This is a genomic window from Streptosporangium becharense (genome assembly GCF_014204985.1).
GTDB classification, from domain to species: domain Bacteria; phylum Actinomycetota; class Actinomycetes; order Streptosporangiales; family Streptosporangiaceae; genus Streptosporangium; species Streptosporangium becharense.
In genome coordinates this window covers 7,053,867-7,079,442 of record NZ_JACHMP010000001.1, presented here as the reverse complement: position 1 = coordinate 7,079,442, position 25,576 = coordinate 7,053,867, and the positions used below count along the sequence as shown (strand labels likewise).

The window sequence follows — 25,576 nt, the reverse complement described above, 5'->3', positions numbered from 1 at the left end:
CACCGACAGGAGCAGCATGACCGTGACCACCGCCTCGCGGCAGCATCCGGCCCGCGAGCGTTTCCAGGCCTTTCCCGCCACCTCTCCCGTCCGTCGTCTCCGCCTGCGCGCCGAACTGCCCGGGGGAACCGACCGGGGCCGTCTCGAGCGCGCGCTGGCGGCACTGGCGGTGACCTACCCCGACCTGCTGGGCCCGGGATTCACCGTGGAGTCCGTCACGGCCGACCGGCCGGGTTCGGACGCGGTGCTCGCCGCCTTCGAGGAGGACGCGGCACCCGCCCCGCGTGCTCTCGTCGTCGGCACCGGCGACGCCGTGCGGCTCGCCCTCGTGCTCGACCGGACCCTGGTGGACCACCGGACGGCCGGTCTGCTCCTCGAACGCCTGGCCGCCCTCTTCGACGACGGCTCCCCGGGGGAGTACGAGCCCGCCCCGGACGGCGCCGAAGAGGTGCGCCTGCCCTCCGAGATGCTGAGCGAGGTGCGCACCGAGCTGGCCGACGTCCCACTCGACGTGCTGCTGCCCCGCCGCGCGCACGCTCCGGCGGCCTCCCGCTTCTCCCGGTTCTCCTTCGCGCTCCCGCAGGACGCGCTCGCGGCGGTCGACCGGCTCTGCCGGGAGCGGCGGCTGACCAGGGAGGCGGTGCTGGTCGCCGCCTACCAGGCGCTCCTGCACCGTTACTCCCGTCAGGGGCGTTTCCTGCTCGGCGTGGAGCTCGACCGCCCCGACGCCGCGGCGCGGCGCGGCGCGACCGCCGATCTCGTCCCGCTCGCCGCGGAGTTCACCCGGGCGAGCACCCTGGGCACGGCCGCGCCGGCCGCGGCCGACGCGCTGGACCGCTCGGCGCGACGCCCCGCCGTGCCGCTGCCCGTCCTCGCCGAGCTGCTCGGCCGCCCGCTGTCGGCCGCCGCCCCCGGCCTGTTCGGCACGGTGTTCGCCCTGCGTCCCCCGCTGCCCCGGCCGGTGGGCACCGCCGCCTGGCAGTGGGAGGAGAGCCCGGAGGCCGCCGTCGACTGCGACCTCGAACTGACCGTCCACCTCGACGGGGACGCCTCCGAGGGGCGGGCATGCTTCCGGTACCGCGCCGGTGTCTTCGACGACGGCGTCGCCGAGCAGCTCGCCCGCCACTACGTCCGTCTGCTGGAGGCGGGGGCCCGCGAGCCGGACACCCCGCTCCACCGCCTGCCGATGCTCGACGAGGACGACCGGGGGCTCCTGCTCGACCGGTGGAGCGGCGCGGCCGACCCCTGGCAGCCCGTCGAACCGCTGTACCGCACCGTCGAGCACCACGCCCGGCGCACCCCCGGCGCACCCGCGGTGGCCGCCGCCGACGCCGAGCTGAGCTACGGCGAGCTGAACGGGCGGGCCAACCGCCTGGCCCGCCGCCTCGCGGAGCTGGGGGTGGGCCACGGCGACGTCGTGGCGCTGTGCGCGGACCGTTCCGCCGCGTGGCTCACGGCCTTCCTCGCCGTGCACAAGCTGGGTGCGATCGTCTTCCCGGTGGATCCTCGCACTCCCCCGCTGCGCCTGGCCGCCGCGTTCGAGACGATCACGCCGCGGCTGCTCGTGCACGCCCCCGGGCTGGAGCTTCCGGAGACCTCCGTCCCGGCCCTGCCGCTGGACGGCGTCTCCGCAGGCGCCGGCGAGGCCGGCCCGGAGGCGGAGGCCGACCCGGACCACGAGGTCTCGCTGGACGACCTGGCCTACATCATGCTGACCTCGGGCTCGACCGGGACGCCCAAGGCGGTCTTCGGGCAGCACCGGGTCATCGCGCACATCGGGGCGGGGTTCGCCGGGCTCACCCGGCTGACGCCGGACGAGCGGGCGAGCTGGATGACCCCCACCGGTTTCGGCACCACCATCGCCGAGCTCTCCCAGCCGCTGGTCGCGGGCGGCTGCCTGGTCGCGGTGCCGGGCGACCTGCTCACCGCCCCCGACGCGCTGGCCGCGTGGCTGCTGGAGCAGCGCATCGCGGTGACGTTCGCGGTCACCCAGGTGGGCAGCGCGCTGCAGGAACTCCCGTGGCCCGCGGACACGCCGCTGCGCATCCTCATGATGGGCGGGGAGAAGGTGCACCAGTGGGGCCCGGCGGACCTGCCCTTCGAGGTCGCCGTCGGCTACGGCTGTCACGAGGCGCTGTTCGTCACCAGCCCGCTCCACCCGTGGGAGCGGCGGGTCACCGCCGCGACCGCGACCCCGCAGGACCGTCTCTCGCCGCCGCCCATCGGGCGTCCCAACCCGGGGGTGCGGTTGCAGATCCTCGGTGACGAGGGCGAGCTGATGTCGCCGGGCGCCGTCGGGGAGATCTGGTTCGAGAGCCCGGAGGGTGCCCTGGGCTACTGGCGGGACCCGGCCCTCACCGCGGACAAGTACCGCCCCGACCCGTTCGGCCCGCCCGGATCGCGCCACTACCGCACCGGTGACCTGGGCCGCTACCGCCCCGACGGGCTGCTGGAGCACCACGGGCGGGTCGACGACATGGTGAAGATCCGGGGGTGCCGGGTCGAGCTGGGCGAGGTCGAGTCGGCCCTGCTCGTCCACCCGCGGGTACGCGAGGCGGCGGTGGTGCCGGTACGCGCCGGCATGGGCGAGGCCACCCTGGTGGCCTGCGTGGTCCTGGACGGCGCCGTCGACCCGGCGGAGCTCCGCGGCCACCTGACGGCCCGGCTGCCCGACTACATGGTGCCGGCCGCGTTCGTCCCGGTGGACGAGCTGCCCCGCACCATCAACAAGAAGGTCGACCGGGCGGCGCTGCCCCCGCACGACTGGGCCGCCCGCCGGGTCCGGGCCCAGTACCGGGCCCCGGCGGAAGGGCTGGAGAGCACCATCGCCGCGGTGTGGGCCGAGGTGCTGGGCGAGGAGCGGTTCGGCGCCGACGACAGTTTCCTCGACATGGGAGGCACCTCCCTGCACGCGGGACGGCTCCTGACCCGCCTGCGCGGGGTGGTGGGGCAGCAGATATCGCTCCGGGACATCTTCCTGTTCCCCACCCCCGCGGGTCTGGCCCAGCTGCTGGCCTCGCGGACGCCCGAACCCGAGGCCGCCCCGCTGCCGCGGCTGACGCGCCGGCAACGCCGCTGAACGACGGGACCCGGCGGACCGGCGTCGCCTCAGCCCTCACCCGGGGGCGGGCGATCTGAGCGGCCGCCGGGTCTCCTCGACGCCCGCGACGGCGAGGACACCCGCTTCACGCGTTCCGTCTTCCGCGGGGGGTGAGGGACACCACGGTCCCGGTGTGACGGGCGTGCTCGGCGGCCCAGACCACCCGGTGCGTGGCCAGGCTCTCGGCTCCGCCGGACAGGATCGCCGCCGGGTCGCCGTTGCGCACCGCGGCGACGAAGGCGTCCAGGATCGCGTCGTCACCACCGCCGTGGCCGTCGGCCGCCGAGGCGTCGTCACCGCCACCGGTCTCGACCTCGGAGTAGGTGTCGGTCAGGAAGTCGTGGACGCGCAGCCGTACACCGTCGCCCTCGATGGAGCCGTGGGTGCCGAAGATCCGGGTCTTGCGGTGCTCCAGGGCCGCGAAGGCGGTCATGGTGAAGGTCGCCGTGGTGCCGTCGGCGAACTCCATGGTCACGACCTGGCTGTCGACCACGTCGTTGTCGCAGGCGAACACGCAGCGTCCGTAGGGGCCCTCGCGGAGCGCGGCGAGCACACCCTCCTCGGTGTGGTCGTCGGTGACCACCGACAGGGGCCACCACTGTTTGGCCGGATCGCCCAGGCAGCCGAGGTAGATGCGCTTGGCGGAGTAGGGGCAGGAGGTCTCGACCGCGCACTCCGTGCAGCGGTCCCCGGCCCCCGGCGGGCGCCGGTCCGGGCGGAAGTAGACGAGGTCTCCGAAGGAGGAGACCCGTTCGGGCAGGGCGCCCTTGATGTGGATCATCCAGTCCAGGTCGTGGCAGGCTTTGGCGAGCAGCATCGGCGCCGACTCCGCCTCGTTGCGCCAGTTCCCCCGGACGAAGGAGTGCGCCTGGTGCCACCACCCGACCTGCTCCAGGTGCTGGATGTTCATGATCTCGCCGATGACGCCCGCGTCGAGGAGTTCCTTGAGCGTCCGCGTGTAGCCCGTGTAGCGCATGACGTGGCAGACGGCCAGCAGCACGCCCGCCTCCGCCGCGGCCTCCGCGATCCGGGTGGCCTCCTCGTCGGTGGGGGCCATCGGCTTCTCCAGCAGCAGGTGGTAGCCGAGTCCGGCGGCGAGGACCGCGGGCTCGACGTGCATTCGGTCCTGCGTCGCGATGATCGCCGCGTCGGCCACCTTGCCCCGCGCCAGCAGCTCCCGCCAGTCCGCGAAGACCATGTCGGCCGGAATGCCGTGCTCGGCCGCGAACCGCGCTCGGCGTTCCGGGTCCGGCTCGGCGACGGCCACCACCTCCGCCTGGCCGGTGGCGAGTGCGCGCCGGGCGTAACCGGTGCCTCTCATCCCCGCTCCCATCACGGCGACTGTGACCGGCATGGTTGGGCTCCCTGGGTTGCAACTTATTAATTAAAGGTGTTTTTATTTGTCTGGGCGGCGACATGTCAAGGGGGAGGCTGTGCGGGTGCGGGGCGGCGACAGCTCACGGCTGAGAAGGATCAACATGGTCACCACCCTGCGTGCCCTGCGTGGCAGGGGGACGATGGGGCTCACGGAGCTGGCCGCGCGGGCCGAGCTGTCCCGGCCCACGGTGGAGGGGCTGGCCGAGGAGTTGCTCTCGCTCGGCTGGCTGGCCGAGGAGCCCCCGGAGACGGGCCGGATGGGCCGGCCGAGGAGGCTGTTCCGGTTCCGTGCGGAGGCCGGGCACGTGCTCGGCGTCGACATCGGCGCCCATTCGGTCCGCGCTCTCGTCTGCGACCTGGAAGGCCGCGTCGTGGGCCGTTTCTCGACCCGGGTGCGGGCCGACTCAGGCCGCGCCGACCGGCTGAACGCGGTCAGGGACACGGCCGCGGCGGCGCTGGAGGAGGCAGGGGCCGGGGCGGCGCGCGTGATGGCCGCCTGCGTGGGCACCACCGGCGTGGTGACCGCGCAGGGCGTCGTCAGGCTCTCGGTGGGCCTGCCCGAGTGGACGGGCATCGACCTGGCCGCCGAGCTCGCCGGCGACCTCGGACCGGTGGTCCTCGTCGAGAACGACACCAATCTCGCCGCGCTGGCCGAGCAGTGGACGGGTGTCGCCGAGGGCGTGCAGGACCTGCTCTTCGTGCTGTCCGGGGTGCGCACGGGTGCGGGCATGCTGATCCGCGGCGAGGTGCACAGGGGAAGGCGCGGCATGGCCGGCGAGATCGGCGCGCTGCCGCTGGTCGGCTGGCACCGCGCACCCTCCCACCTCGCCGGATTCGGTGGGCTGCCCGCGGGCACACCGCCGGAGGAGGCCGCGGGCCTGGCGCTGTCGGCCGCCCGGTCGGGGGATCCCGCCGCCCGCTGGGCGGTGGAGCAGTACGCCCACGACCTCGCCGAGGGAATCGCGGCGCTGGTGCTGGCCATGGACCCGGACCTGGTCGTGATCGGCGGCGGGGTCTCCCGCTCGGGCGACGTCCTGCTGGAGCCGATCCGCCGCCACCTCGACCCGCTCTGCCTGGAGCCGCCCCGGCTCGCCGTCTCGACGCTGGGCGACCAGGCCGTGGTGCTCGGAGCCCTGCGGCACGCGCTGAACCACGTCGACGCCGGGCTCTACGACATCGACGCCCCGTTCCCGACGCCGAAGGACTCCTGACGGCCGAACGCCGGCGCCACATATTCAATCTCGCTTCATTAGTTCCCCCGGAAGTAGTCGTCACGGCCGATCCGCCGCCGGCCTGTCTCCCCCGGGACGGACGCCCGCCTCTCCGCGGAACGGGCACGGGACCCGCCGCCGGCCCTTCTCGGACACGGCGCGGGGACCACTCGTCGCGATCCGTGCCCTTTTTAAGGCGTATTGAAGGATTACGCTGGTTTCATGAACACGGCACCCGGGCTGCCGATGCCCTCCGAGGAGCAGCCCGCCTACCGGTTCGACGCGGGAGCGCTCTGCCTGGAATTCCTGGTGACCGGCGGTGTGGACCACTGGGAGCGGCTCCACTCCCCCGCCGACCTGGCCGCCTGGATCCCTCTCGCGAGGCTCGGGATCACCGGCGAGGTCACCGTCGACGAGGCTGAGCTGGCCCTGGCGCGCAGGGTGCGCACGGCCGTGCGGCATCTCGCCGAGGAGGCCGCGCGCCGCAACGACGGCCCCGCCCCCGCTGACGCGACCGCTTCTCCGGGCCGGGCCGGTGGGGACGGACCCGGCGTCCTCGGCGGGCCCGGTCCCGCCCGTCCTCCCGCCGATCCCGCTCCCGGCGGCGGAAACGGGTTCGACGGGGGGACGGGCGGGACCCACCGGGAGGATCTCGACGTCCTGAACGAGGCGGCGGCCGCTCCCGGCCCGGTGCCGCGTCTCGGTCCGGCGCTGACCCGGGAGTGGGTCTATCCGGTGACGGGTGCGCAGTTCCTCTCCGCGGTGGCGCGGGACACCGTCGAACTGTTCAGCGGGCCGCTGTCGGAGCGGGTCAGGATGTGCCGGGGAGAACGGTGCTTCCTGATCTTCCTGGACACCTCACGGCCCGGGACACGCCGCTGGTGCTCGATGGACCGGTGCGGCAACCGCAGCAAGCTCCGCAACCGCCGCCGCGACCGCCTCCCGGTCCCATAGCCCCCTCTCACAGACCCCCCTTCCCGATCCCATGGCCCCGGTTTCGTGGCCCCTTCCCGGCTTCATGGGGCCCCCTCCCGGCTTCATGGGGCCCGCTTCCCCGCTCCCGTGATGCTCCGCGGCCGCTTCCTCGCATACCCCGCGGCCGCCTCTCCGCCTCCCAGCCTCGCACGCCCCGCGCGTCCCGGTCGGGGTGTCAGCGGGGCGGAGCGTCGTGCCAGGAGGCCCGGACCAGTGCCCGCTCCGCGGCCATGAGATGGACGGCGGCGGCGAGCCACGCCCACGCGTAGCGGTCGGCGCCGGACCGGTCGGTGTCGTGGTCGACCAGGCGGCCGAACACGTCACGGGTGCGGCGGTCGGCCTCGTCGGTGAGCGCGGCGGCCAACGCCGCCGCGGTCTCGAACCCGGCACGGCGGAGGTGTGCCCGCCGGGCGGGAGCGTCGCTGCCCCGGCCGGATTCGGCGACCGCCCGCCGTCCGCCGGAGACGGCCAGCTCGACCAGGCGGCGCACCCGCCACAGCGGCGAGCCCGTCACCGGATCCGCGACCGCCGGGCCCGCGGCCGGGTCCGAACCCGTGACCGGGCCGGAGCCCGTGAGCGGGCCCGTGACCGCGTTCGCCCCCACCGTCTCCTGCCACGACGCGCACTCGTCACGAGAGGGCAGATGGGAGCCCTGCAGACGGTCGTAACCCAGGTCGGCCCGGTCCAGCCACTCGGCGGGCAGGCGCAGCGTCGGCCCCGGCCCGGGTACCGGGCCGACCGCGAGCGGACGCAGCGTGGCGGCCCGGTCCGGATCCACCCGGCCGAGCACCCGCACCCGCGTTCCCGGCCGGGAGGCGAGCTGCCGCAGGTTGGCCACGTGCGCCAGGTCGGGATGGGAGTTCACCGGGGCCAGCCGGATCAGCAGTCCTCCGGCCTCCGCCGCCCATCCATCGGCCTCCCCGGCCTCCGCCGCCCGCCCGTCGGGTGCCGGGACGGCTCCGGGACCGCCGGGAGGCGGCAGCACCCAGGCCAGCACCCGGTCGCCCTCCGCGCCGACGACCACCAGGTCACAGCCGACGGGTGGCCCCGCCGGCCCGGCCTCCTGCGGGTCGGCCCACGGTTCCGCGGACAGCGTCTCGTCCGCCGCCTGGGCGACCGGGCGGGCGAACAGGGCCGCCAGCGGGCCGCTCGACCAGGGCAGACCCGCGACGGGAGTGGCCCGTACTCCCCGGCCCGCGCCGAGACGGCCGTCCGGGGAGACCGTCGTGCCGGAGACCAGCAGTCCCCCGCGGGCCAGCCGGGCATGGGTCAGGGTGCCGCCGCCGAGAGCCACCGCCGAGGTGCCCGCACCGCGCGCACGGGCCGGCCCGCCGGGTCTGACGTCCGCCACGGAGAACCAACGCCCGTCCTCGGCGAGGAGATGGGTGACCACCCCGCCGTAACCGGTGGCGCTGATCACCGGCTCCCGGCAGACCCCGTAGACCCGCAGGCTCCCGCCGGGACGGTAGGCGCGCCGGGTGACCCCCGGCAGGGCCGGATCCGGATCGGCCGCCGCCAGCCTGCCGGTGGTCAGCAGCAGCTCGCGGAGGGCGGAGACCAGGTCGGCGAGGCGGTGGCCGTCATGCCGGGCCCGCGCGGCGCGCAGACCGCGGACGACGCGCAGCACCGCGGCCTCGACCCTCGGCAGTCCGGCGACCCGGGCGCTGTGCGCCGCGCGGAGCAGTTCCGCCTGCGGTACGGCACCCGCCCCGGGCACCCCGCTCACGAGCACCGCCGCGGCGGTCCGCCACACGTCGGCCGCGGCGGCCGTCTGGGCGGCGGTGGGACCACCCGCGCCGGCCCCGCCGGTGGCCGTCCCGCTCTCCGCGCCGGTCCCGCTCTCCGCGCCACTTCCGTCCCCCGTACCGCTCCCGCTCTCCGCACCGGCTCGGTCCTGCGTCCCGGTTCCGCTCCGCGTCCCGGCCTCATCTGCGGGTACGGAGCCGTCCGGCGTCGAGGCACGGTCCGGCAGACCGTCCCGGGCGCCGTCGGAGTCCGCACCCGGAACGTCACCGCAGGGCCCGTCCGCCGCCACCTCGGAATCGGCCGCCGCGTCCGGTTCGGCGACCGGGCAGGCGCTGAGGACGGCCGCGCGGTGCAGGCAGCGGGGGGCGAGCAGGCAACTGCACACCGCCGAGGCGGGGTCGGCGACCACACCCGACGACCCCGGGGTGAGGACGACCACGGCGTCCTCACCCCAGCTGACGGACAGGACCGGCCCTTCGGCGGTGACGGGCAACCCGGCGCAGCGCTCGACGGCGTCGTCGAGCTTGCGGCGCAGCCGGGAGGTGAGGTCCTCCACCGCCGCGGCGACGACGTGCGGCGCCACCGGCGGCAGGTGCGCGGCCGGGCCGGACGCGGAGGCGGAGGCGTTCAACGGGTTTCTCCTCGGAGACGGTCGCCCACCCAGCGGGCGAGGGCGAGAGGGCTGAGCGCGGCCACGGGCATGCCGGCCGCGACGAGTCGCTCGGCGACGGGCACCGAGTAGCGGGGGGCGCCCCTGTCGTCCAGGGCGGCGCAGCCCAGCACCTGCACGCCGGAGGAGACCAGGGCACGGACCTCGCCGAGCAGCCCACCGAGGGGGTAGCCCTCCTCGAAGTCGCTGACCACCACGACGAGCGTCCGGCTCGGCACGGTCACCAGGGAGCGCGCGTGGGCGAGTCCGGCGGCGATGTGGGTGCCGCCGCCGACCCTCACGTCGAGCAGCAGCGACAGCGGGTCGGCGACCCGGTCCGTCAGGTCGATGACCTTCGTGGAGAAGGCGAGGAAGTGGGTGGAGAGGGTGGGCACACCACCGAGGACGGCCGCCGTCAGCGCGGACCAGACCACGGACGCCTCCATCGAGCCGGACACGTCGACCACGAAGATCAGCCGCCAGTCGGACTCGGTGCGGGCCCGCGTGGTGAAGACCGGCCGCTCCGGGACGACGATCAGCCGGCCGTCGCCGGTCCGGTGGGTGTGCGCCAGGTTGGCGCGCAGCGTCGCGGGGAGGTTGAGTCGGCCGCCCGGACGACGGGTCGGACGCGGCGTCGCCAGCCCCGTCAGCGCGGGACGGAGCCGGGTGGCGAGCTCACGGGTGAGCTCGGCGACCAGGCGGCGGACCAGTGGCCGCAACCGGGCCAGCTGCTGCTCGGGCAGACCTCCGGCCAGCGACAGGACCGAGGTGAGCAGTTCGACCGAGGGCCGCACGGCGTCCGGGTCGAGAACGGGCAGCACGTCGGTCCGCCCGGTGTCGGCGGCCCGCGCCAGCACCTCCTCCCGCACCTCCGTGCCGAACAGGGCCTCCAGCTCCTGTGCCCACTCACGGGCGGTGGGGAAGGAGGTTCCCTGGCCGCCACCCGCCCCGGGACGCGTCCCGGAGCCGAAGTCCTGTGCTCCCTCGCCCCGCCCCGCCCCGTACAGCTCGTCCAGGGCGTAGGCGTAACGCCGGGCGTCGGCGGGGAGCCGCTCGGCCTGTCTGCCGAGCAGCAGCCGCCACCGGTCGGCCGGGCCGAGCCGCCGCGGGGCGTCCGTCCCGGCGCCCGGTGTGGCCCGGCGGCCCGGCGCGGCGAACGCGGGCTCGGGACGCGAGGGGTTCGGTACGGGCAGTCGCAGGGCGTCCAGGGCGGCCAGCCCGGCGGCGTCCGCCGCGGTCCACAGGGCCAGGAGCGCGGGCGGGGCGTCCAGCGACAGGTCGAGCCGGTCGCCGAGCCGGTCGGTGACGGCCGTCAGCAGCCGGTCGCGCGCGGCCGGGGCCAGGGTGTCGAAGCCGCCGCGCAGCGCGGGCAGCCGGTCGAGGAACCCTTGGTCGGGCAGCGCGTCGATGCGGTCGAGCAGCGGGTCGAGGATCGCCGGAGACGCCTGCAGAAGCGGCCCCGCCGCGGTGAGCAGGCCGGTGAGCAGCCGGGACAGGCGGTGCCGCCCGCCCGGGTCGGTGGCGGCGTCGACCCACCCGGCGGCGCGGGCGCCGAGGGCGGCCGGTGCGTCCAGGTCGAGCAGGACCCTCGCCGCCGGGGCGGCCCCCTGCATGAGCGGCGAGCCGGTCCGGGCGAGACCGGCCAGCGTGGCGTCCAGCCGCAGCCCCAGCCGGTTCTCACCGGCCCGGGTGACGAACGCGATCAGAGCGTCGGCGTCCTCGGGCCGATCGCTGCCGGCCAGGCCGGGCAGTGCGCGGACGGCGGCCTCCAGCAGGGTCTCGGCCAGCGCGGTGGCCTGTTCCCGGATGCCGGGGGTGGTGCCGGGAAGGTGCTCGCGGCGCAACGCGTCCAACAGGTCGAGGCCCTGGAGAAGCTCGGTGAGCCCGGCGGTGGCGGGGAGCACGGCGGCGGCGTCGGTGAGGCGGTCGGCGACCAGGTCGGGCAGGTCGCAGGCGGCTGCGGCGCGCAGGGCCGCGAGGACCAGCTCGCAGGTCGGCCCGCCGGCCGCCGACTCGCGGCGGAAGGTCTCACGCAGGGTGCCGGCGGCGGCGAGCCCGGGGGTGACGCCACGGATGCCCGCCAGGTCGAGGAGGGCGGCCACCGACGGCGTCCACGACAGGCGCCACCTGGTGGTGAGCGCGGCCCCGTCACCGGTTCCGGCCACCTCGGTCGGCTCGCCGTAACCGACGCCGCACACCGCCAGGCGCTGCAGCAGGATCTCCCGGCGGCGGTCCAGGTCGGAGCGGAGCGGGTCGAGGCGGACCTCACGGGGTTCCGGGTCGTCCGGGCGGGGCAGCCGCAGCGCCGTGAGCTCCACCTCGACGGCGGGCCCGAGCCCGGATCTCGGCGTGCCGGGAGCGGTCCTGCCACGGTCGGTGCCGACGAGCACCGTCTCAAGGGCACGGGCGAGCGCCCGGCCGCGTCCCAGCGGCTCACCCTGACCGAGCACGGTGGTCACCGCCTCCAGCAGTTCGCCGCGTCCCGGCGCGGGCAGGCCGCGCAGCCGGGCCAGGTCGCAGGCGACCCGTAGCGTCTCGGTGGCCTCCCCGGTGCCGGCGGTGTGCCCGGCGGCGCGCAGTTCCCGGCACACGGCGGTGACGGCCCGCGCGGCGGCGTCCCGGAGCTTCTCCGGGTCACCGGCGGCGGCGAAGACCGCCTGCTGCCAGCGCGGGTCGCGGATGCCCGCCGGATAGCCGGACCGGGAGTCGAGCAGGTCGAAGGCGTAGGGCACGAGCGAGGTGACGGCGGGCTCGTCCGCGGACGGGAGACCTTCCGTCCCCCCTGCCGTGCCCTCGGCCGTCTCCCCGGCTTCGGGCAGGGTGAGCAGCGCGGGGGCGTGGAAGGCGCCGACCACCGCGGCGACCCGCCGGCCACCCGCGGTCGCCCCGGCGAGTACCCGGCGCATGTGCGCCTCACGGGCGAGGTCCCGGGCGGGCACGCCGCCGCGGGCCGCCGCGTCCCGGCGCAGTGCCCAGCCGACCCCCAGCGCCGCCCGCCGCAACGCCTCCGGCGGGCTTGCGGGGGCGAGCACCTCGACGGCGCGGTCCCACATGTCGTCGCCGTCGCGGCCGGTGGAGGCCGCCGCGAGCGCGTCGGCGAAACCGCCGCCGGGGGAGGTCGCGGTCTCGCCGGTGTCGGCGGACTCGGGGTGGTGATGTGCCGGACCGCCGTCATCCAGGCCGGCACCGTCCGACCCGGGAGCGTCGGCACCGGACGACCAGGCCGCGGCGGAGAGCGGCAGGTCGCAGCAGAGCACCTCGGCCCCGCGGTCACGTGCCCAGCGGAGCGCGGCCAGCTCCGGTGAGAAGTCGGCGAAGGGGTAGAAACCGAGCCGGCCGTCCGCGCCGGTCCCGGCGAGGGCGACCGGCGCGACGGTGGCCGGGGCCGCCAGGTGGGCCAGCCACGGCTGGAAGTCGGCCGGCAGTTCCACGCAGACCACCTCGGCCCCGGCGGCGTCCAGCAGGGCCGGGACGGCCGCGGCCAGCGCGGGGCTGTGGTGGCGCACGCCGAGCAGGTACGGCCGGGTGGACCCGGCGAGCGCGGCGACCGCCTCCCGGGGACCGGCGGGGCCGTCCGCCCCCGGAGCCGCCCCGCCCGCGGTGTCCGTCTCGGAGTGGCCGGTCAACGGAGGTTCTCCCGCAGGTCCCAGAGGCGGCGCCACATGGCGGAGCCGTCCTCGGCGCGGCGGCGCACCGGACCGTCCCAGTAACCGAGGAGGCGGGCGTGGTCGGCCGGGTCGTCCTTGCGGACCACGCCGAGCAGGTGACCGGGCACCAGGTCGAGGACGTCACCCCCGGGCAGGTAGGCGGCCGACACGCCGAGGGAGGCGGCGACCTGCACCGCCTCGGCGGTGGACATCACCGTCCCGGGACGCTCCACGTCCCAGCCCTCGGCCGACCGGCCGGAACGCAGGTCGCGGAAGACGGTGACGAGCGCGTCCAGCACGGCGTCGTCCACGGCGAAGGAGGCGCCGGCCCGTTCCACCACGGCGGTGGCCTGCCCCCGTACCAGGGCGGTCTCGGCGTCGGCGTCGGCGATGGGGGCGACGGTCTCGAAGTTGAACCGGCGTTTGAGCGCCGCCGACATCTCCGAGACGCCGCGGTCGCGCAGGTTGGCCGTGGCGATGACGCCGAAGCCGGGGGCGGCGCCCACCAGGGCGTCGGCGGTGCCGGCGAGCTCGGGAACGCTGAGCCGGCGGTCGGACAGGATGGACACCAGGGCGTCCTGCACCTCGGGCAGGCAGCGGGTGATCTCCTCGACCCGGGCGACGCGTCCGGAACGCATGGCGGCGAGCACGGGTGAGTCGACCAGCGCCTGGCGGCTCGGCCCCTGCGCCAGCAGCAGGGCGTAGTTCCATCCGTAGCGGAAGGCGTCCTCGGTGGTCCCCGCGGTGCCCTGCACGGTGAGCGCGCTCGTACCGCAGACGGCGGCGGCGAGCAGTTCGGAGAGCATCGACTTGGCGGTGCCGGGCTCGCCGACCAGCAGCAGGCCGCGCTCGCCGGCGAGGGTGACGACGCAGCGCTCCACCAGAGCGCGCTCGCCGACGAACTTCGGTGCCACCATGAGCCCGGCCGGAAGCCCGGGGCCGTCCCCGGCCGGTGCCCGCCGGGACGCGGGCAGTTCCAGGGTCTCACCGCCGCTGCCGCAGACGAAGGTGACCACCGCGCGTGGGGTGAGCGCCCAGCCGGGCGGGCGGGGGCCGTCGTCGTACGCGGCGAGGAAGGCGAGTTCGGTGGCGTGGCGCTCCTCGGCCGGCAGCGCCTGCCGGGCGGGAAGGGCCGCGGGTGCGGCCGTCTGCTCCGTCTTGGTCATGGGGAGGATCCTTCTGGTATGCCGGGTCGTCCGGCGCCGGGCACGGGACGTGCCGGACCGGTGACCGGGTCTGCCGGTGGAAAGGTCGGTGGAGAGAAGGGCGGGTGGGTCCCGGAACGGGATGGGTGGGGCTCCGGGAAGGGCCGGGTGGGCTCTGGAAGGGACGATGGGTTCCGGGAAGGACCGGTGGGCCCCGGAGCGGGACGGGCACGGGGCCCGATCGGGGCCGGGTGGCCCGGAAAAGGGCCGGTGAGCCTCGATCCGGACCGGGTGCGGTGCCCGCCGCGGCGGGCACCGCACCCGGGGTGCCACAGGAGGCGTCACTCCGGAGTCCCACGCCGAGGCGCCCGCCTCAGCGGCGCCTGCCCCGGCGGACGCGGAGCTCCTCCAGGCGGGGCACGTCACCGTCGCGGACACGCTGCCAGGCCCTGGCGTACAGGACCGCGGCGGGTTCGGTGGGGGCGACCACGCCGAGCGGGGCGCTCCCCTCGGCCAGCGACTCGAACAGCGGGGTCTTCCACTGTTCGAGCGGGACGTGCGGGGACCTGGGGTCGAGCCAGCCGCCCGGCAGGAAGAGCGACCGCCCGGCCCGGGTGCGGGTGGCCTCGACCACGAGGGCGGTGGCGGCCAGCTCGGCGCGGGCGGCCTTGAACCGGGCGGGCTTCCAGCCGGTCCACCGGGTGACGTTCTTGTCGGTGGGGTCGGGCATGGCGAGCAGCGTCAGGTACAGGACCGCGGCGTCCTGACCGAGACCGTGTTCCCGGGCGACCTGGGCGACCAGGTCGGGCACGGAACGGGCCGGGTCCTGCGGCCACCAGGTGCCGTCGGCCGCACGCTCCCCCGCCCCGGGATCTCCGGGGTCGGCCAGGAGCGCCTCGAAGCGGGGGTCGCGGGCCAGGCGGAGCGCCACCTCCACCGGCAGGGGACCGTCCGCCCTTCCCAGCAGGGCACGCAGGGCGGGGAGGTACGGGTCAGCGCCGGAGGCGTCGAGCAGGGCGGTGCGGACGCCCGGCGCGGGCCGGCTGTCATGGGTGGCCATGATCACGGCACCGTAGCGTTCCCAGCCGTCGGTGACCTCCGTGGGAGCCCCGGCGACCTTGCGGAACGCGGGCAGGTCGATGTAGCTGCCCAGGTCGAGCATGAGGTCGGGGTTGGCCAGCCGGGCGCGTACCGCGGTGAGCGCCGCGGGCAGCGCGGCCCGGAACGGGTCGCCGGCGGGCAGCCGGTGGGCGAGCCACGCGCACAGGGCGACCGCCCCGGTCAGCGTGTCGGCCGTGAACCCGGTGGCCTGCGCGTCGACCGGGACGACCCGGTCGCGGTGGACGTGCCAGCGCAGGTCGTGGGTGAGCTCCGGTGCCGAGGCCGGGTCGAGCAAGGCGCGCACCGCGTCGCCGGAACGCCATCGGACGCGCGTCACGCGGGCCGCCTCGGCGAGCAGCCACTCGGGAACGGCGGTCCGGCGGCCCATCCTGGCGTTCCAGACCCGCGCGGCGGCGGCGACGTCCGGGCCGTCGGTCCACAGCGCCGCCGGGTTCGCCGGCAGCAGGGCGGCGACGACCTCGCGGCGGGCGTCGCCGTCGAGCTCGCGCAGTTCGTCCCTGGCGACGGCGGCCTCGGCGACCTTCAGGCCGAGCGCGACCCGCACCTCGGACGGCAGGAACGCCCGGTCGTGGCTGTCGACGTACGGCAGGCCGGCGACGACGAGCCTGGCGACCGTCGAGGTCACGCCGGTGAGCCGCGCGAACTCCTCGGCCGCCTCCGGACGCCAGGGAGCGGGCCCCCGCTCGGCGCGCGCAGCGAGGAACTCCGCGAGCCAGCCCGCCTCCCGGGCCTCGCCGACCGGGCCGGAGGAACGCTCGGTGTAGGGGTGGGGAATCCGGAAGCGTCCGGCCGGGTCGTGGAGGAACGTCGTGAAGACGCTGCCGCCGTTCTCCGATTCGGCGTCGGTGAAAGCGGCGAACGCGCCGTCGCCGAGCGGGAGGAGCGCGTGCTGGGAACCGCCGCGGGGCCGCCCCGCGGCGTCGTGCAGCCACACCTGGTCGAGGTGGAGGGTGAAGCGGCGCCAGTGGGCCGGGTCGGCGGAGGCCATCCCGAGTTCCTCGATCCGGCGCAGCAGTTCCTCCAGGACGTCCGCCTCCTGCGGTGCGGTCGTCGCGGAGGCGGCCCGGTAGGCGACCGACGCCGGCCGGGTCAGCAGCTGCTCCCATCGCACGCGGCTGTACGGGAGCTCCGGACCGTCCAGGTGGATGGGGACGGCCGGTCCCGCGGTTCCGGAGGCTCCGGCCGGCCCGGCCCCGGCGGTCGCCGCGGACCCCGCCGCGGGGGCGGCGGGGTCGGAGACGGCCTCCATCATCCGCCGGATCGCCCGTATCTGCGCGAAGGCGCCGTGGGACGGCTGGTCGTACCACCATGAGGGGCCGGAGACGCCCAGGCCGTTGAGCGCCCGCAGGGTCAGCTTGTCGTCGGGCCCGTCCGGGGCCTGGTCGGCTCCGCCGCCGGAGACGGCGTCGGCGAGCCGGGCGGCCACGGCGTCCAGCGTCGCCTGCTGGGCGGCGGCGTAGCGGGCCACCCCGGCGATCCCCGCGATCAACGCGTCGTCGGTGACCCGTGGCAGCAGTGCGCGCACCAGCGCGCGCAGCTCCTCGCGTGCCGTCTGTGCGGCGCGCACCGGCTGTCCCGGCTGCGCGGACCGGGTGGCCTCGACCGAGGCCGCGGCCTTGAGCAGGGACGCGGCCGTCTCGTGGTCGATCCGGCGCAGGGCCAGGGAGCCCTCCGGGTCGCGCGGCCGCATGCACCGCCAGTAGCGCAGCGGCGGCAGCAGCGCGGTGCCCTCCGCGAACGCGCCGGGCCCGCCCTCCATGGCGACCTCGGCGGTGACGACGCCTTCCGGATCGACCAGCTCGATCTTGCGGTAGCCGCTGGTGAGGGCACGGGGCCGGTCGTCGCCGGGGAAGGTCACCGCGCGCACCGGCACTCCGGGACCGTTCTCGCCGCCGCGCAGGGTGACGGTCCGCCCGGCGAGGTCCTCGCCGCGGAACGACCCGTCGGGCAGCTTGATCACCCGCCAGCCGAGCAGGCCTCCCACCGGGACGCCGGCCGGGGTGGCCTCCTCACCGGGCACGGGCAGCACCCAGCCGCTGTGGAAGGCGCTGCCCGCCGGGGCCGAGCGCAGCGCGTCGGCCAGGAAGCCGGGCAGGCTCGACCTGCCGTACACGGATCCCGCGGGGTCGTACTCGCGCCAGCCGCCGCCGTCGTCGTCGTTCGAGTCGGCGGGCACCCAGTAGGCGACGCCGTCACTGATGACGTGGCGCCGCTCGGGCAGGGCGGTGTCACCGGGATGGAGCACACCGCCGCCCAGGGCCCGCCCGCCGCCGGGCAACGGCAGGGTGACCGTGTCGACGCGTGCTCCCCAGATGCTGGAAGCGGCCTCCAGCGGCAGCATCGCCCCGGCGGAGGAGTGCCAGTAGCCGAGGAGGTCGTGGCCGCCGCCGTAGACGATCCAGTAGACGAGCAGTTCGCCGTCCACGTAGTGGAAACCGCAGTCTCCGTAGGAGTTGCTCGGCGCCGGACGCAGGTCGTGGGTGAGCACGGTGCCCTCCGGGCCGATGACCCTGGCCTGGGTCGGGCCGGCGACGACCAGGTGCGGCCAGGCGTCGGCGACCTCGATGTCGCCGACCTTGTCGGGCCCGACGAGGGCGGCGACCGCCTCCTCCCAGGCGGGCCAGCCCAGCTCGTCGACCAGCCCGGCGCGGAGCGTACGGGCGAGCTCGGCGGCCAGGTCGGCGCCGGCGGCCGCGGCGACCTCCTCCTCGGCGAGGATGAGCGCCTCACCGGGCAGCCAGGTCAGCCGGCGGAGCGCGTCGGGCAGCTGCGGCAGGCCGGCCGCGACGGAGCGCCGGGCGACCGTGCGCATCCACGCGGTCAGCATCGGCCGGCCGCCGGGTGAGGCCGCGAGGCGGCGTACGGCCCGCTGCCCGGCGGCGTCGGGGGTGAACCGGTCGGCGGTGCGGTGGAACGCGGGGACGAACCGGGGGTCGGTCGACAGGGCGAGCAGGTCACGTTGTCCTTCCCCGCAGGCCCACGCCTCCAGCAGCAGGATCAGCTTCTCGTCGGGGTCGGCGACCGGGACGTCCAGCGTGAGCAGCAGATCGATCAGGTCGACGTCGGGCTTGACCTCCACGGCCGCGCCGGACGCCGTGAGCTCGGCGCGCAGCCGGTCCGCGACCCGCTCCAGCAGCGCGTACAGGACGGGCAGCCGTGACTCCCGCCACCGCTGCGGCTTCCAGATCCGCAGGAAACGCCTCAGCCATCCGGCCGTGCCGTCGGCGGGACGTTCCCGCGCGGTCACCTCCCCCTCACCCAGGCCGGCGGTGGCGCCGGAGTCTTCCAGCAGTTCCACCCAGAAGGCGGGCATGTCGTCGTCGCCGTTGCGGGGCATCACGTTCAGCAGCGTGCCGCGCACCCCGGGGTCGTCGGCGGCGAGCGCCAGCAGGGCCGGGCGGTGCGCCTTCCACCACCCTGTCGGCGCCGCGAGGGTGGCGGGCAGGTCGAGCATCTCGGCGAGGTACGACCGTTCCTCGACGTCGGCGTCGCGTCCGGCCGCCCTGGCCAGGCGGCGCAGCTCCGTGGCCATCTGGGCGGACGGCGACAGGCCGCCCGCGGTACGGCGCGCGCACAACGTGCGGAACCTGCGCAGGGCCTCGTCCGCGGGGACACGCGCGGCCAGCTCCCTGCCGTAGCCGGTCAACGCCTTCACCGGCAGGGCTCCGGCAAGCGCGAACTCCAGGAAGACCGCGTCGAGCCGCTCCTCGTCCACCTCCAGCCCGTGCTCGGCCTCCGCCCGGCGCGCCTGGGTGAACATCTGCGCCGCGTAGGTGGCGTTGTCCGCCGACAGGAAGACCCGGGCCGCCTGCTCGAAGAACGTCGGCAGGAAGTGCGGCACGGAACCGGCCAGCCGGGCGGCGAGCCCGTGGTAGGCGTCGAGGGTGGCCTTCGGCTTGGTCCTCACCTGCCGGCCGGCCCGCTCCAGCTCCGGCACCAGGGCGAGCGCGTGGTGGCCGTCTCGCGGGTGGTGGACCAGCACCCACTCGGGGAACCCGAGGGAGCGTCGCAGGCCCAGCCCGACCACGGCGGGCTCACCGGCCGGTTCCATGCCGAGGAAGGCCGCGGCGGCGTCCTCCGCAGCGCCAAGTTCCCCGGCGACCAGGCGTACCACCACCCGGTCGTCCAGCCCGGGGTGCCGGTAGGCGCGGGCGGTCAGCGGCACCGCGCGCTCACCGGCGCCCGTCGTGCCCGGCGGGAGCACCGCCCCGGCCTCCAGCGCCTCCCGGGCCCCGGCCCCGTCTCCGGCGCCACCCGCCGACCGCCCGGCCGCGCCGGTCACGGCACCGGTCCCGGTGACGGCCTGCGTGCCCGTTGCGGTGACCGGCTGCTCCGCCGGTCCGTTCGTTGACGACATGGCGCCGCTCACGCGTCCGTTCCTTCCTCGACAGTCCGACCGGCGTACAGCGCCGCCGCCATGCGCATCCCCTCCGACCAGGCCACCGGGCCGACCTCCCGCAGCGGCAGCGGTCTGCCGCCGCGGTCGTTCCAGCTCAGGCCGCCCGTCTCGGTGTCGCCGTCCCAGTAGGGCTCGCCGATCCACACCGACGCCTCGACCGTGCACCCGGCGTCGCGCACCGTGCAGGTGGCGTAGCCGCCGGACACCCGGTAGCCGAGGGAGGTGGCGCGGGCGGCGAGGCCGAACCGGGAGGTGAACTTCGCCCCGGCGAACTCCGTCACCTGGGTGGCCTGCTCCGCCAGATCGTCCGGCTTCTCCCAGGTCGATCGGTGGATCTGCTCGACGCGCTGGACCACACCGAGCTCGGCGGCGAACTCCCGCAGGTCCGCAAGGTCGGACAGCAGCACCGGGTGGGGAAGGGTCACCGTCGCCGGGGAGAGCCGGACGGTCTCACCGTCGAGGTTCACCACGCGCAGCTCACCCTCGGCGGTGACGTCGCGCAGGAATCCGGGCTCGTCCGGATCGTCCCCGACGACCACCAGGTCACGCAGGACGGACCGCCACGCCTCGTCCGGCCAGACCTCGGCCACCAGGCCGGTCGGCACGGGCAGGGACGACACCATCCAGGTGTCCACCTGCGACAGGCACGCCTCGGCGTGCCGGTCGAGCCACTCCGCCAGCCGGCGCAGCCGCTCCACCTCGGGGTGGTCCCGTAGCTGTTTCGGCAGCGACTTCAGCCGCCGTCCCGCCGCCCGGCCGGCGGTGGGCCTGGCGGCCACCCGGCCTTCAATCAGGGCGATCTCATACCCGTCGCCCGCCGACACCCAGCCCAACGGTCCCCGCCTTTCACCACGCACGGATTTCCAGCGCCCACGGGGATTCGGTCACCCGCAACGGCGATGCGCGGAACGTTAACGGTCTTCACCGACAATCCGGTACCCAGCGGTGACGGCGGCCGGACCGCGGCGGGCGGCCCCCCTGCCACGCCCTGCCGGCGAGGTCCTCGATCACGAGGTCCGCCCCGTGCCCTGCGGGCGGGGAGCAGGGGCACGGGGCGGACGACGGGCGGGCGGTGGTGGTTCGCCTAGCGGAGCGCTCCTCCCCACTCCGCCGCCGGGAAGTGCGGCAGGAGACCGGTCCGGTCGTGGCAGTTGAGGTATTCCATGGCGGTGCCTTCCGGTGCCACGTAGACCTCGTGCCCGAGCGTCATGTGGATGTCGGGAGCGAACTGGGCCGCGAACTCGCCGAAACTGCGGTAGATGGCGATATGCGTCGGGTGGCTGTGCGTCCACCGTTCGAGGTGGGACAGGCTCAGGAACCACGCCAGCGTCGCGGTCTGCATCCGGTCGTCGTTCGACGCGGTCATGTCGACGAGGCGAGCAGACAGGCACCCGCTCTCTCGGGGATTACCGGCGAGATAGTCGACGCCCTCCCGGTAGACGGGCACGACGCGCTGTTCGAACCAGGCACGTTCCTCGTCCGGGCACTGTTTCCAGCCCTGCGGGCTGCGGATGAGGCAGAGGTTCCCCGGCGTGGTCACCACCAGATGGCGGCCCGCCGACTCCACCGGCCCCGTCCGCGGCGGGTACTCGGCCTCACCGGCGAGCCCGCCGTCCTCGGCGGCGGCGATGCGGTCCCGCATCGCCCCGTGGTAGGAGTGGTAGACGTTCGGTTCCGCCGGGAAGCGCGACGCGAGGCCCCACGACGGGGAGTCGTAGGAGTACGACGTCTCGAAATGGTCCACCGGTGCCCACAGGGTCTCGGACCACAGACCGATCGGCCCGCCTTCCGCGGTCAGCTCCGGTGCGGCCCACGAGTCGAGGGGATGGTCGGCGGCCCAGGCCTTCTCGGTCTCGGCGTCGAGCCAGTACGCGAGGAAGATCTCGTTGGTGTGGCCGAGGCCGTCGACGTGGACGGCACGCTCGTACGTCACGGGGGCGTGGGCGCCGTGCAGGCCGCCGGTGATCGCCGCCGTCACGTCGGCGGCCTCCGCCGCCGCCCGATGCTGGACCGCCAGCTGTCGCACGGTGACGCCCGCAAGCGTCTCGGGCAGGCGCAGACTGTACGCCGGATAGGGGTTCTGGAAATCGGCAGGCCGGTTTTTCGTCATGAGACGTCCTTAAAGGTCGGGTGAGTGTCGTGGATCGGTACCGGCGCCATGCCGACGGCTACCGTGAAAGGCGACCGCCGGGGCCCAGTAAAGGGAGAGCTGCGAATTTCGGGGCGAGCGCCGCCCAATATGCCGAGCTCGGCATGTGATTCACTGATGGTCTCTGTACGGCACTTGTGCGCGACATGACGCCTTTCAAGCGGCACACATGATGCGCCTCGCGGGGGCACGGATCAGGTGCACCGCCGGTCCTGCCGGCTCTTCCGCGGGGCCCGTCCGGTCAGTCCGTCCGCCGGATCCGGATGCCGTGGGCGTCGGCGCGCTGCACACCGGAGGCGTCGACGTTGGAGATGGGGACCAGCCCCCTGACCTGGCCCGTCCTGCCGTTGCCGGTCAGCCTGACGATGAGCATTCCGGGGTCGGTGCCGTGGGAGGAGTGCGGGTCGCCGGAGAGCGGGTTGGGGCCGCGCGTCGAGGCGAACGCCCACTTGGCGTCGGGCGAGACGGCGAAGAGGTCGACCGTGGGGTCCGCGCTGAACGGTGAGACGAGGTCGACCGTGCCGGCGTGGGCGCCGGTCCGCCCGTCGAAGACCTCGGCCACGTTGGCGTCACGGTCGCCGGCCCAGACGTAGCGCTCCTTGGCGGAGACCAGGACGCCGTGGGCGTCGCGGTCCGGCGACTCGTCGTCGAAGAGCTTCTGGACGGTCGGCGTGTTCGGCGGGTTGGCCGGTGAGTAACCGCTCATCGGCAGCCGGAAGACGGTGAACTGGTCGAGATTGGCGGGCGTGCCGCCGCCGCCGTTGCCGAAGACGGTGCCCTGCGCCTGGGCGAACCCGCACCCGTTGGCGGGCACCTCTCCCGTGTCGTACTCGCCGACGATGGACATCGGCGTCGTACGCCAGTCGACCACGAGCAGCCCGCCGCCCCGGAGGCTGACGAAGACCGGGCCGTTGTCGGAGGCGATGAACGGGCAGATCGGCGCGTTGTCCGGTCGGAGCGCGGGGGCCTGGCACGGTTGCCCGTTCGGGGTGGTGCAGCCGGCCAGATCGAGCGTCGCGGCCGGTTCGGGGGTGAAGACGCCGGAGGCGTAGTCGGTGGCGACGCGCTCCAGCTTCTTGCCGTTCTGGTTTGCGATGACCAGATACCTGTCGTCCTCGGTCGGCCAGAGGGCGTGGGCCTGGCGGGCACCTCCCGCGCCGACCTCGGTGCTCAGGCAGGCCAGCGGCCGCCGGGTGCGGGCGTCGAAGACGACCACATGGCCACTGGCGACGAAGGCCAGCGCGGCGTGGGTGTCGGCCTTGTTGAAAACGATCATGTGGGGGCGTACGGGTGCCCTTCCCGTACTCGCCAGGCAGAGGGCCGAGGTGGCGCCGCCCAGTTGGATCACGTCTGCGGGCCGGGTGGCGGACAGCTCCCGGGTGACCTGTTCCCCCGAGTAGATGTGGACGGCGCCGCCGTGGCCGAGTCCGGTGGTGTCGGACTGGTCGACCAGCCAGATCTCATATCCGCCCTTGGCCTCGGCGGCCTCGGCGGTCGTTCCGGCCGCTCTCCCCGCGGCGCTTCCCGCCTTCTCCGCGGCCTTCCCCGTTCTTCCCGCCGTTCCCAGGGTGGCCTCCGCCGCCCCCGGGGCAGCCGCGGCTCCCGACGCCGCGTCCGCTCCGGCAGACGCGGTCTTCACCGTCCCGGCCTTCTCCCACGTTCCCGCCGCCCCCGCTGTTCCCGCCGTGCCGAGCGCGAGCAGCGCCAGCGTCGCGACGGCCGTGGTCCGCCACTTCCCCATGCACCCTCCAAGATCAACCCGGCCGCAGTCTCCCTTCCGCCCCACGCGAGGGCAAGCATTTACTGACGTCGATGACGTATCGGCATAACAGGTTTAAATAGGATGAGTAATGGTTAGCGGTGAAGAATCCCTTATCATTGCTGAACGCTTTATGACGCGTTCTTGTCCCGAGACGAACGTGGACCTTCAGCGCCGTTGTCTTCTCGCTTCACGGCCGTTGTCTTGCCGCTTCACCACCCTGCGACGGCGGCCCCGCGTGGCAGGCGGTCCTACCGGAATTCCCCGCCGAAGGTCGCGGCCGGCCGGCTGCGCGGTGTTCGCCGGGAGCTGCCCGGCCGCGACCTTGAACGCGTCACCGGTGCCGACGAGGTCGCGGATCTCCTCCCACACGGTCATGACGGCATCTCCCGAACCTCGGTCCGGACCGACCCCCCGGGCAGAAGCGCGCGGTGCGCCGGTCGGGAGGTACGTCAGGGCAGGCCCCGGACAGGAACGGGACCCCGGAGCTCCTGAGGAGAGAAGATCGGTCTGTGGGCGGGCCCCGCCTCCCTCCGGGACGCTGTCGGCAAATTGATCATTAGGTTATGCCGGGGTGCGGCATGCGCCAGAACGGGTCACACATCCGTGCCTGTAGGCATTGACCTGGTGAGATAAGGTGCGCGGCGGCACGGAGCAACTCGCCGACGACCTGAATGCGGTGAACGTGGTACTGCCCGAGTAGGAACTGCGGCGGCTGGAGTCGGCAGCGGAGTTCCCGGGGGCTTCCTGGCCGCGGGCGAGCCGGACCCGTTCGTGTTCAGTTCACCGGACGTGGGTCGGCCTGAGCTCTCGGGTACCCGAGCCCGGTCAGCGCCGGGAGCCCTGCGGAGCCAGCCACCGCGCGACCGCCTCGACGTAGCCGCGCGGTGTCTCCAGCGGCAGGAGATGCCCGACCGTCGGGAAGACCTGCCGCTCCCAGTCGGGCCGGCGGGTGGCGAGGTCGTCGACGGTGTTCCGGGTGATCAGGCCGTCCTGGTCACCCCAGAGCAGCAGCGTGGGTGTGCCCACCCGGGCGATCGCCTGGTGGACGGGACGCTGGTCGACGAACAGGGCCGACAGGACCGAGGCGAAGGCCGTGACGGCCGCACCGAGTCTGCGGGGCTGGGCAGCGCGCAGTTCGTCGGCCAGCAGCGCGGTCATGTCCGGCGACAGCCGCGACAGGTCGCCGCCGATCGCGTCGGCTGACCAGGCGCTGGGGTCGGCGTAGCGGCTCAACTTGAAATCGAGCAGCCGTCGGCCGGTCAGCCGCAACACGGCCTGCGCGACCGGCGGCGCGACCGCGAGCAGTGGCCTGCCAAGAGCGCGCCAGAACAACACCTCGTCGGCGGGCAGCGGGCCGGGCAGCGCGGGGCAGGTGAGCACCAGTCGCCCGACCCGGTCCAGGGCCGCGTCGGCGAACAGCAGCGCCACCAGCCCGCCCATGGACCAGCCGTGGACGACCGCTTCCTCGATGCCGAGCCGGGCGGCGAACGCCTTCAGGAAGCGCGCGCTCGGCTCAGCCCTGACCGCCTGGGGGTGTGGTGAGCCGGTGTGCCCGAACAGTGTGCCCGGCAGGTCGGGGGCAACGACCGGCCCGAGGGCGCTCAGCGGGCCGATGAGGTCGAGCCACATCGACGCGCTGCCCGCCATTGGGTGGACCAGCAGGTGGGTGGGCCCGCCCCGGCTGGCGCCGGTGCTCAGGTAGTGGACGGCGGTGCCGCAGACGTCGATCTCCTCACTGCGGATCCCGGCCCATCGCGGGGACCGCACACCCCAGTCGGCATGCCGCATCCTGGCTCCTCCTGCTCGTCGACGGCCATGAGCATCATCGCCCGCCGGACCCGTCCTCGCCCGCGCAGCCACCGCGGGGTGCCCTCAGAGTAGACGGCGTCCAGCACGGCCTTTCCGTCGGCACCGATCTCGTGGCCGAGCCGGATGCGTTCGGTCTTGTTCTTGGGGAGCCGGTAGTCCTCGATGCGGGCCTCACAGCGCTCGAACCAGGCCGGTTCGGCCTGAGCACAGCCATTCAGGCGTGGCGGCGGCCAGTACGGGCCGCCCGCGGGTGGAGAACGCCGCAGCGAAGTCCTCGTCCCGGAGCAGGACACCTGACTCATCTCGGATCCGGATCGCCAGGCTGCCCTTCGGAAAGGCCGCGCTGGCCACCGTCAGGGTGACCGCCGGGATTCGATCTGGACCTGTTCAACACAGCGACACCCACGACTCCAACCGTGAGCAAGAACGACGACAGCGACCCCATGATCACAGACATGATCATGGGGTCGCTGCTTTTTGATCTA

12 protein-coding genes are annotated in these 25,576 nt (G+C 74.9%); 3 read left to right on the top strand and 9 right to left on the bottom strand.

Going from position 1 to position 25,576, the window contains the following annotated elements; translation table 11 throughout:
* The first annotated feature begins 16 nt into the window (after window positions 1-16).
* Window positions 17-3,079, top strand: a complete 3,063-nt coding sequence (locus tag F4562_RS30680; protein WP_184540088.1) for an AMP-binding protein — start codon at window positions 17-19, stop codon at window positions 3,077-3,079.
* 106 nt (window positions 3,080-3,185) lie between these two features.
* Here F4562_RS30680 and F4562_RS30675 read toward each other — a convergent pair whose 3' ends face one another.
* Entirely contained in the window at window positions 3,186-4,454 is a 1,269-nt protein-coding gene (locus F4562_RS30675) for a Gfo/Idh/MocA family protein (RefSeq protein WP_184540086.1), read from the bottom strand.
* Window positions 4,455-4,578: 124 nt separating this feature from the next.
* Here F4562_RS30675 and F4562_RS30670 point away from each other — a divergent pair, with 124 nt between their 5' ends.
* Together F4562_RS30670 and F4562_RS30665 are read left to right on the top strand one after the other, a co-directional pair.
* A complete protein-coding gene (locus tag F4562_RS30670) occupies window positions 4,579-5,688 on the top strand; it encodes an ROK family transcriptional regulator (protein ID WP_184540084.1) in 1,110 nt (369 codons plus the stop codon).
* 222 nt (window positions 5,689-5,910) lie between these two features.
* Entirely contained in the window at window positions 5,911-6,642 is a 732-nt protein-coding gene (locus F4562_RS30665) for a CGNR zinc finger domain-containing protein (protein ID WP_184540082.1), read from the top strand.
* A 196-nt stretch (window positions 6,643-6,838) separates the two neighbouring features.
* Here the strand turns inward: F4562_RS30665 and F4562_RS30660 are convergent, their stop codons facing one another.
* The 8 genes from F4562_RS30660 to F4562_RS30625 form a co-directional block, all read right to left on the bottom strand.
* Entirely contained in the window at window positions 6,839-9,040 is a 2,202-nt protein-coding gene (locus F4562_RS30660; protein ID WP_184540080.1) for a hypothetical protein, read from the bottom strand.
* A complete protein-coding gene (locus tag F4562_RS30655) occupies window positions 9,037-12,684 on the bottom strand; it encodes a vWA domain-containing protein (RefSeq protein WP_184540078.1) in 3,648 nt (1,215 codons plus the stop codon). The genes F4562_RS30660 and F4562_RS30655 overlap by 4 nt, the downstream gene beginning before the upstream one ends.
* The gene (locus F4562_RS30650) at window positions 12,681-13,871 is read right to left on the bottom strand and encodes an ATP-binding protein (RefSeq protein WP_184540076.1); all 1,191 of its coding nucleotides are present in this window, start codon (window positions 13,869-13,871) and stop codon (window positions 12,681-12,683) included. The genes F4562_RS30655 and F4562_RS30650 overlap by 4 nt, the downstream gene beginning before the upstream one ends.
* A 352-nt stretch (window positions 13,872-14,223) precedes the next feature.
* Window positions 14,224-19,341: a DNA-binding protein gene (locus tag F4562_RS30645; RefSeq protein WP_260315870.1), complete on the bottom strand. Its 5,118-nt coding sequence runs from the start codon at window positions 19,339-19,341 to the stop codon at window positions 14,224-14,226.
* Window positions 19,338-20,195, bottom strand: coding sequence for a DUF4132 domain-containing protein (locus F4562_RS30640; protein ID WP_311733926.1), 858 nt, complete (start codon window positions 20,193-20,195; stop codon window positions 19,338-19,340). The genes F4562_RS30645 and F4562_RS30640 overlap by 4 nt, the downstream gene beginning before the upstream one ends.
* Window positions 20,196-20,455: 260 nt before the next feature.
* Window positions 20,456-21,481: a phenylacetaldoxime dehydratase family protein gene (locus F4562_RS30635; RefSeq protein ID WP_184540072.1), complete on the bottom strand. Its 1,026-nt coding sequence runs from the start codon at window positions 21,479-21,481 to the stop codon at window positions 20,456-20,458.
* Between the two features lie 280 nt (window positions 21,482-21,761).
* The gene (locus F4562_RS30630) at window positions 21,762-23,261 is read right to left on the bottom strand and encodes a hypothetical protein (protein ID WP_184540070.1); all 1,500 of its coding nucleotides are present in this window, start codon (window positions 23,259-23,261) and stop codon (window positions 21,762-21,764) included.
* Between the two features lie 846 nt (window positions 23,262-24,107).
* On the bottom strand, window positions 24,108-25,070 hold the full coding sequence (locus tag F4562_RS30625) for an alpha/beta fold hydrolase (RefSeq protein ID WP_184540068.1): 963 nt from the start codon (window positions 25,068-25,070) through the stop codon (window positions 24,108-24,110).
* Window positions 25,071-25,576 lie beyond the last annotated feature (506 nt).

What these genes read in the sequence shown, in the direction of transcription:
- F4562_RS30680 (WP_184540088.1), top strand. Translation starts at nt 17, where the DNA reads ATGACCGTGACCACCGCCTCGCGGCAGCATCCGGCCCGCGAGCGTTTC.
- F4562_RS30675 (WP_184540086.1), bottom strand. Translation starts at nt 4,454, where the DNA reads ATGCCGGTCACAGTCGCCGTGATGGGAGCGGGGATGAGAGGCACCGGT.
- F4562_RS30670 (WP_184540084.1), top strand. Translation starts at nt 4,579, where the DNA reads ATGGTCACCACCCTGCGTGCCCTGCGTGGCAGGGGGACGATGGGGCTC.
- F4562_RS30665 (WP_184540082.1), top strand. Translation starts at nt 5,911, where the DNA reads ATGAACACGGCACCCGGGCTGCCGATGCCCTCCGAGGAGCAGCCCGCC.
- F4562_RS30650 (WP_184540076.1), bottom strand. Translation starts at nt 13,871, where the DNA reads ATGACCAAGACGGAGCAGACGGCCGCACCCGCGGCCCTTCCCGCCCGG.
- F4562_RS30635 (WP_184540072.1), bottom strand. Translation starts at nt 21,481, where the DNA reads ATGACGAAAAACCGGCCTGCCGATTTCCAGAACCCCTATCCGGCGTAC.
- F4562_RS30630 (WP_184540070.1), bottom strand. Translation starts at nt 23,261, where the DNA reads ATGGGGAAGTGGCGGACCACGGCCGTCGCGACGCTGGCGCTGCTCGCG.
- F4562_RS30625 (WP_184540068.1), bottom strand. Translation starts at nt 25,070, where the DNA reads ATGCGGCATGCCGACTGGGGTGTGCGGTCCCCGCGATGGGCCGGGATC.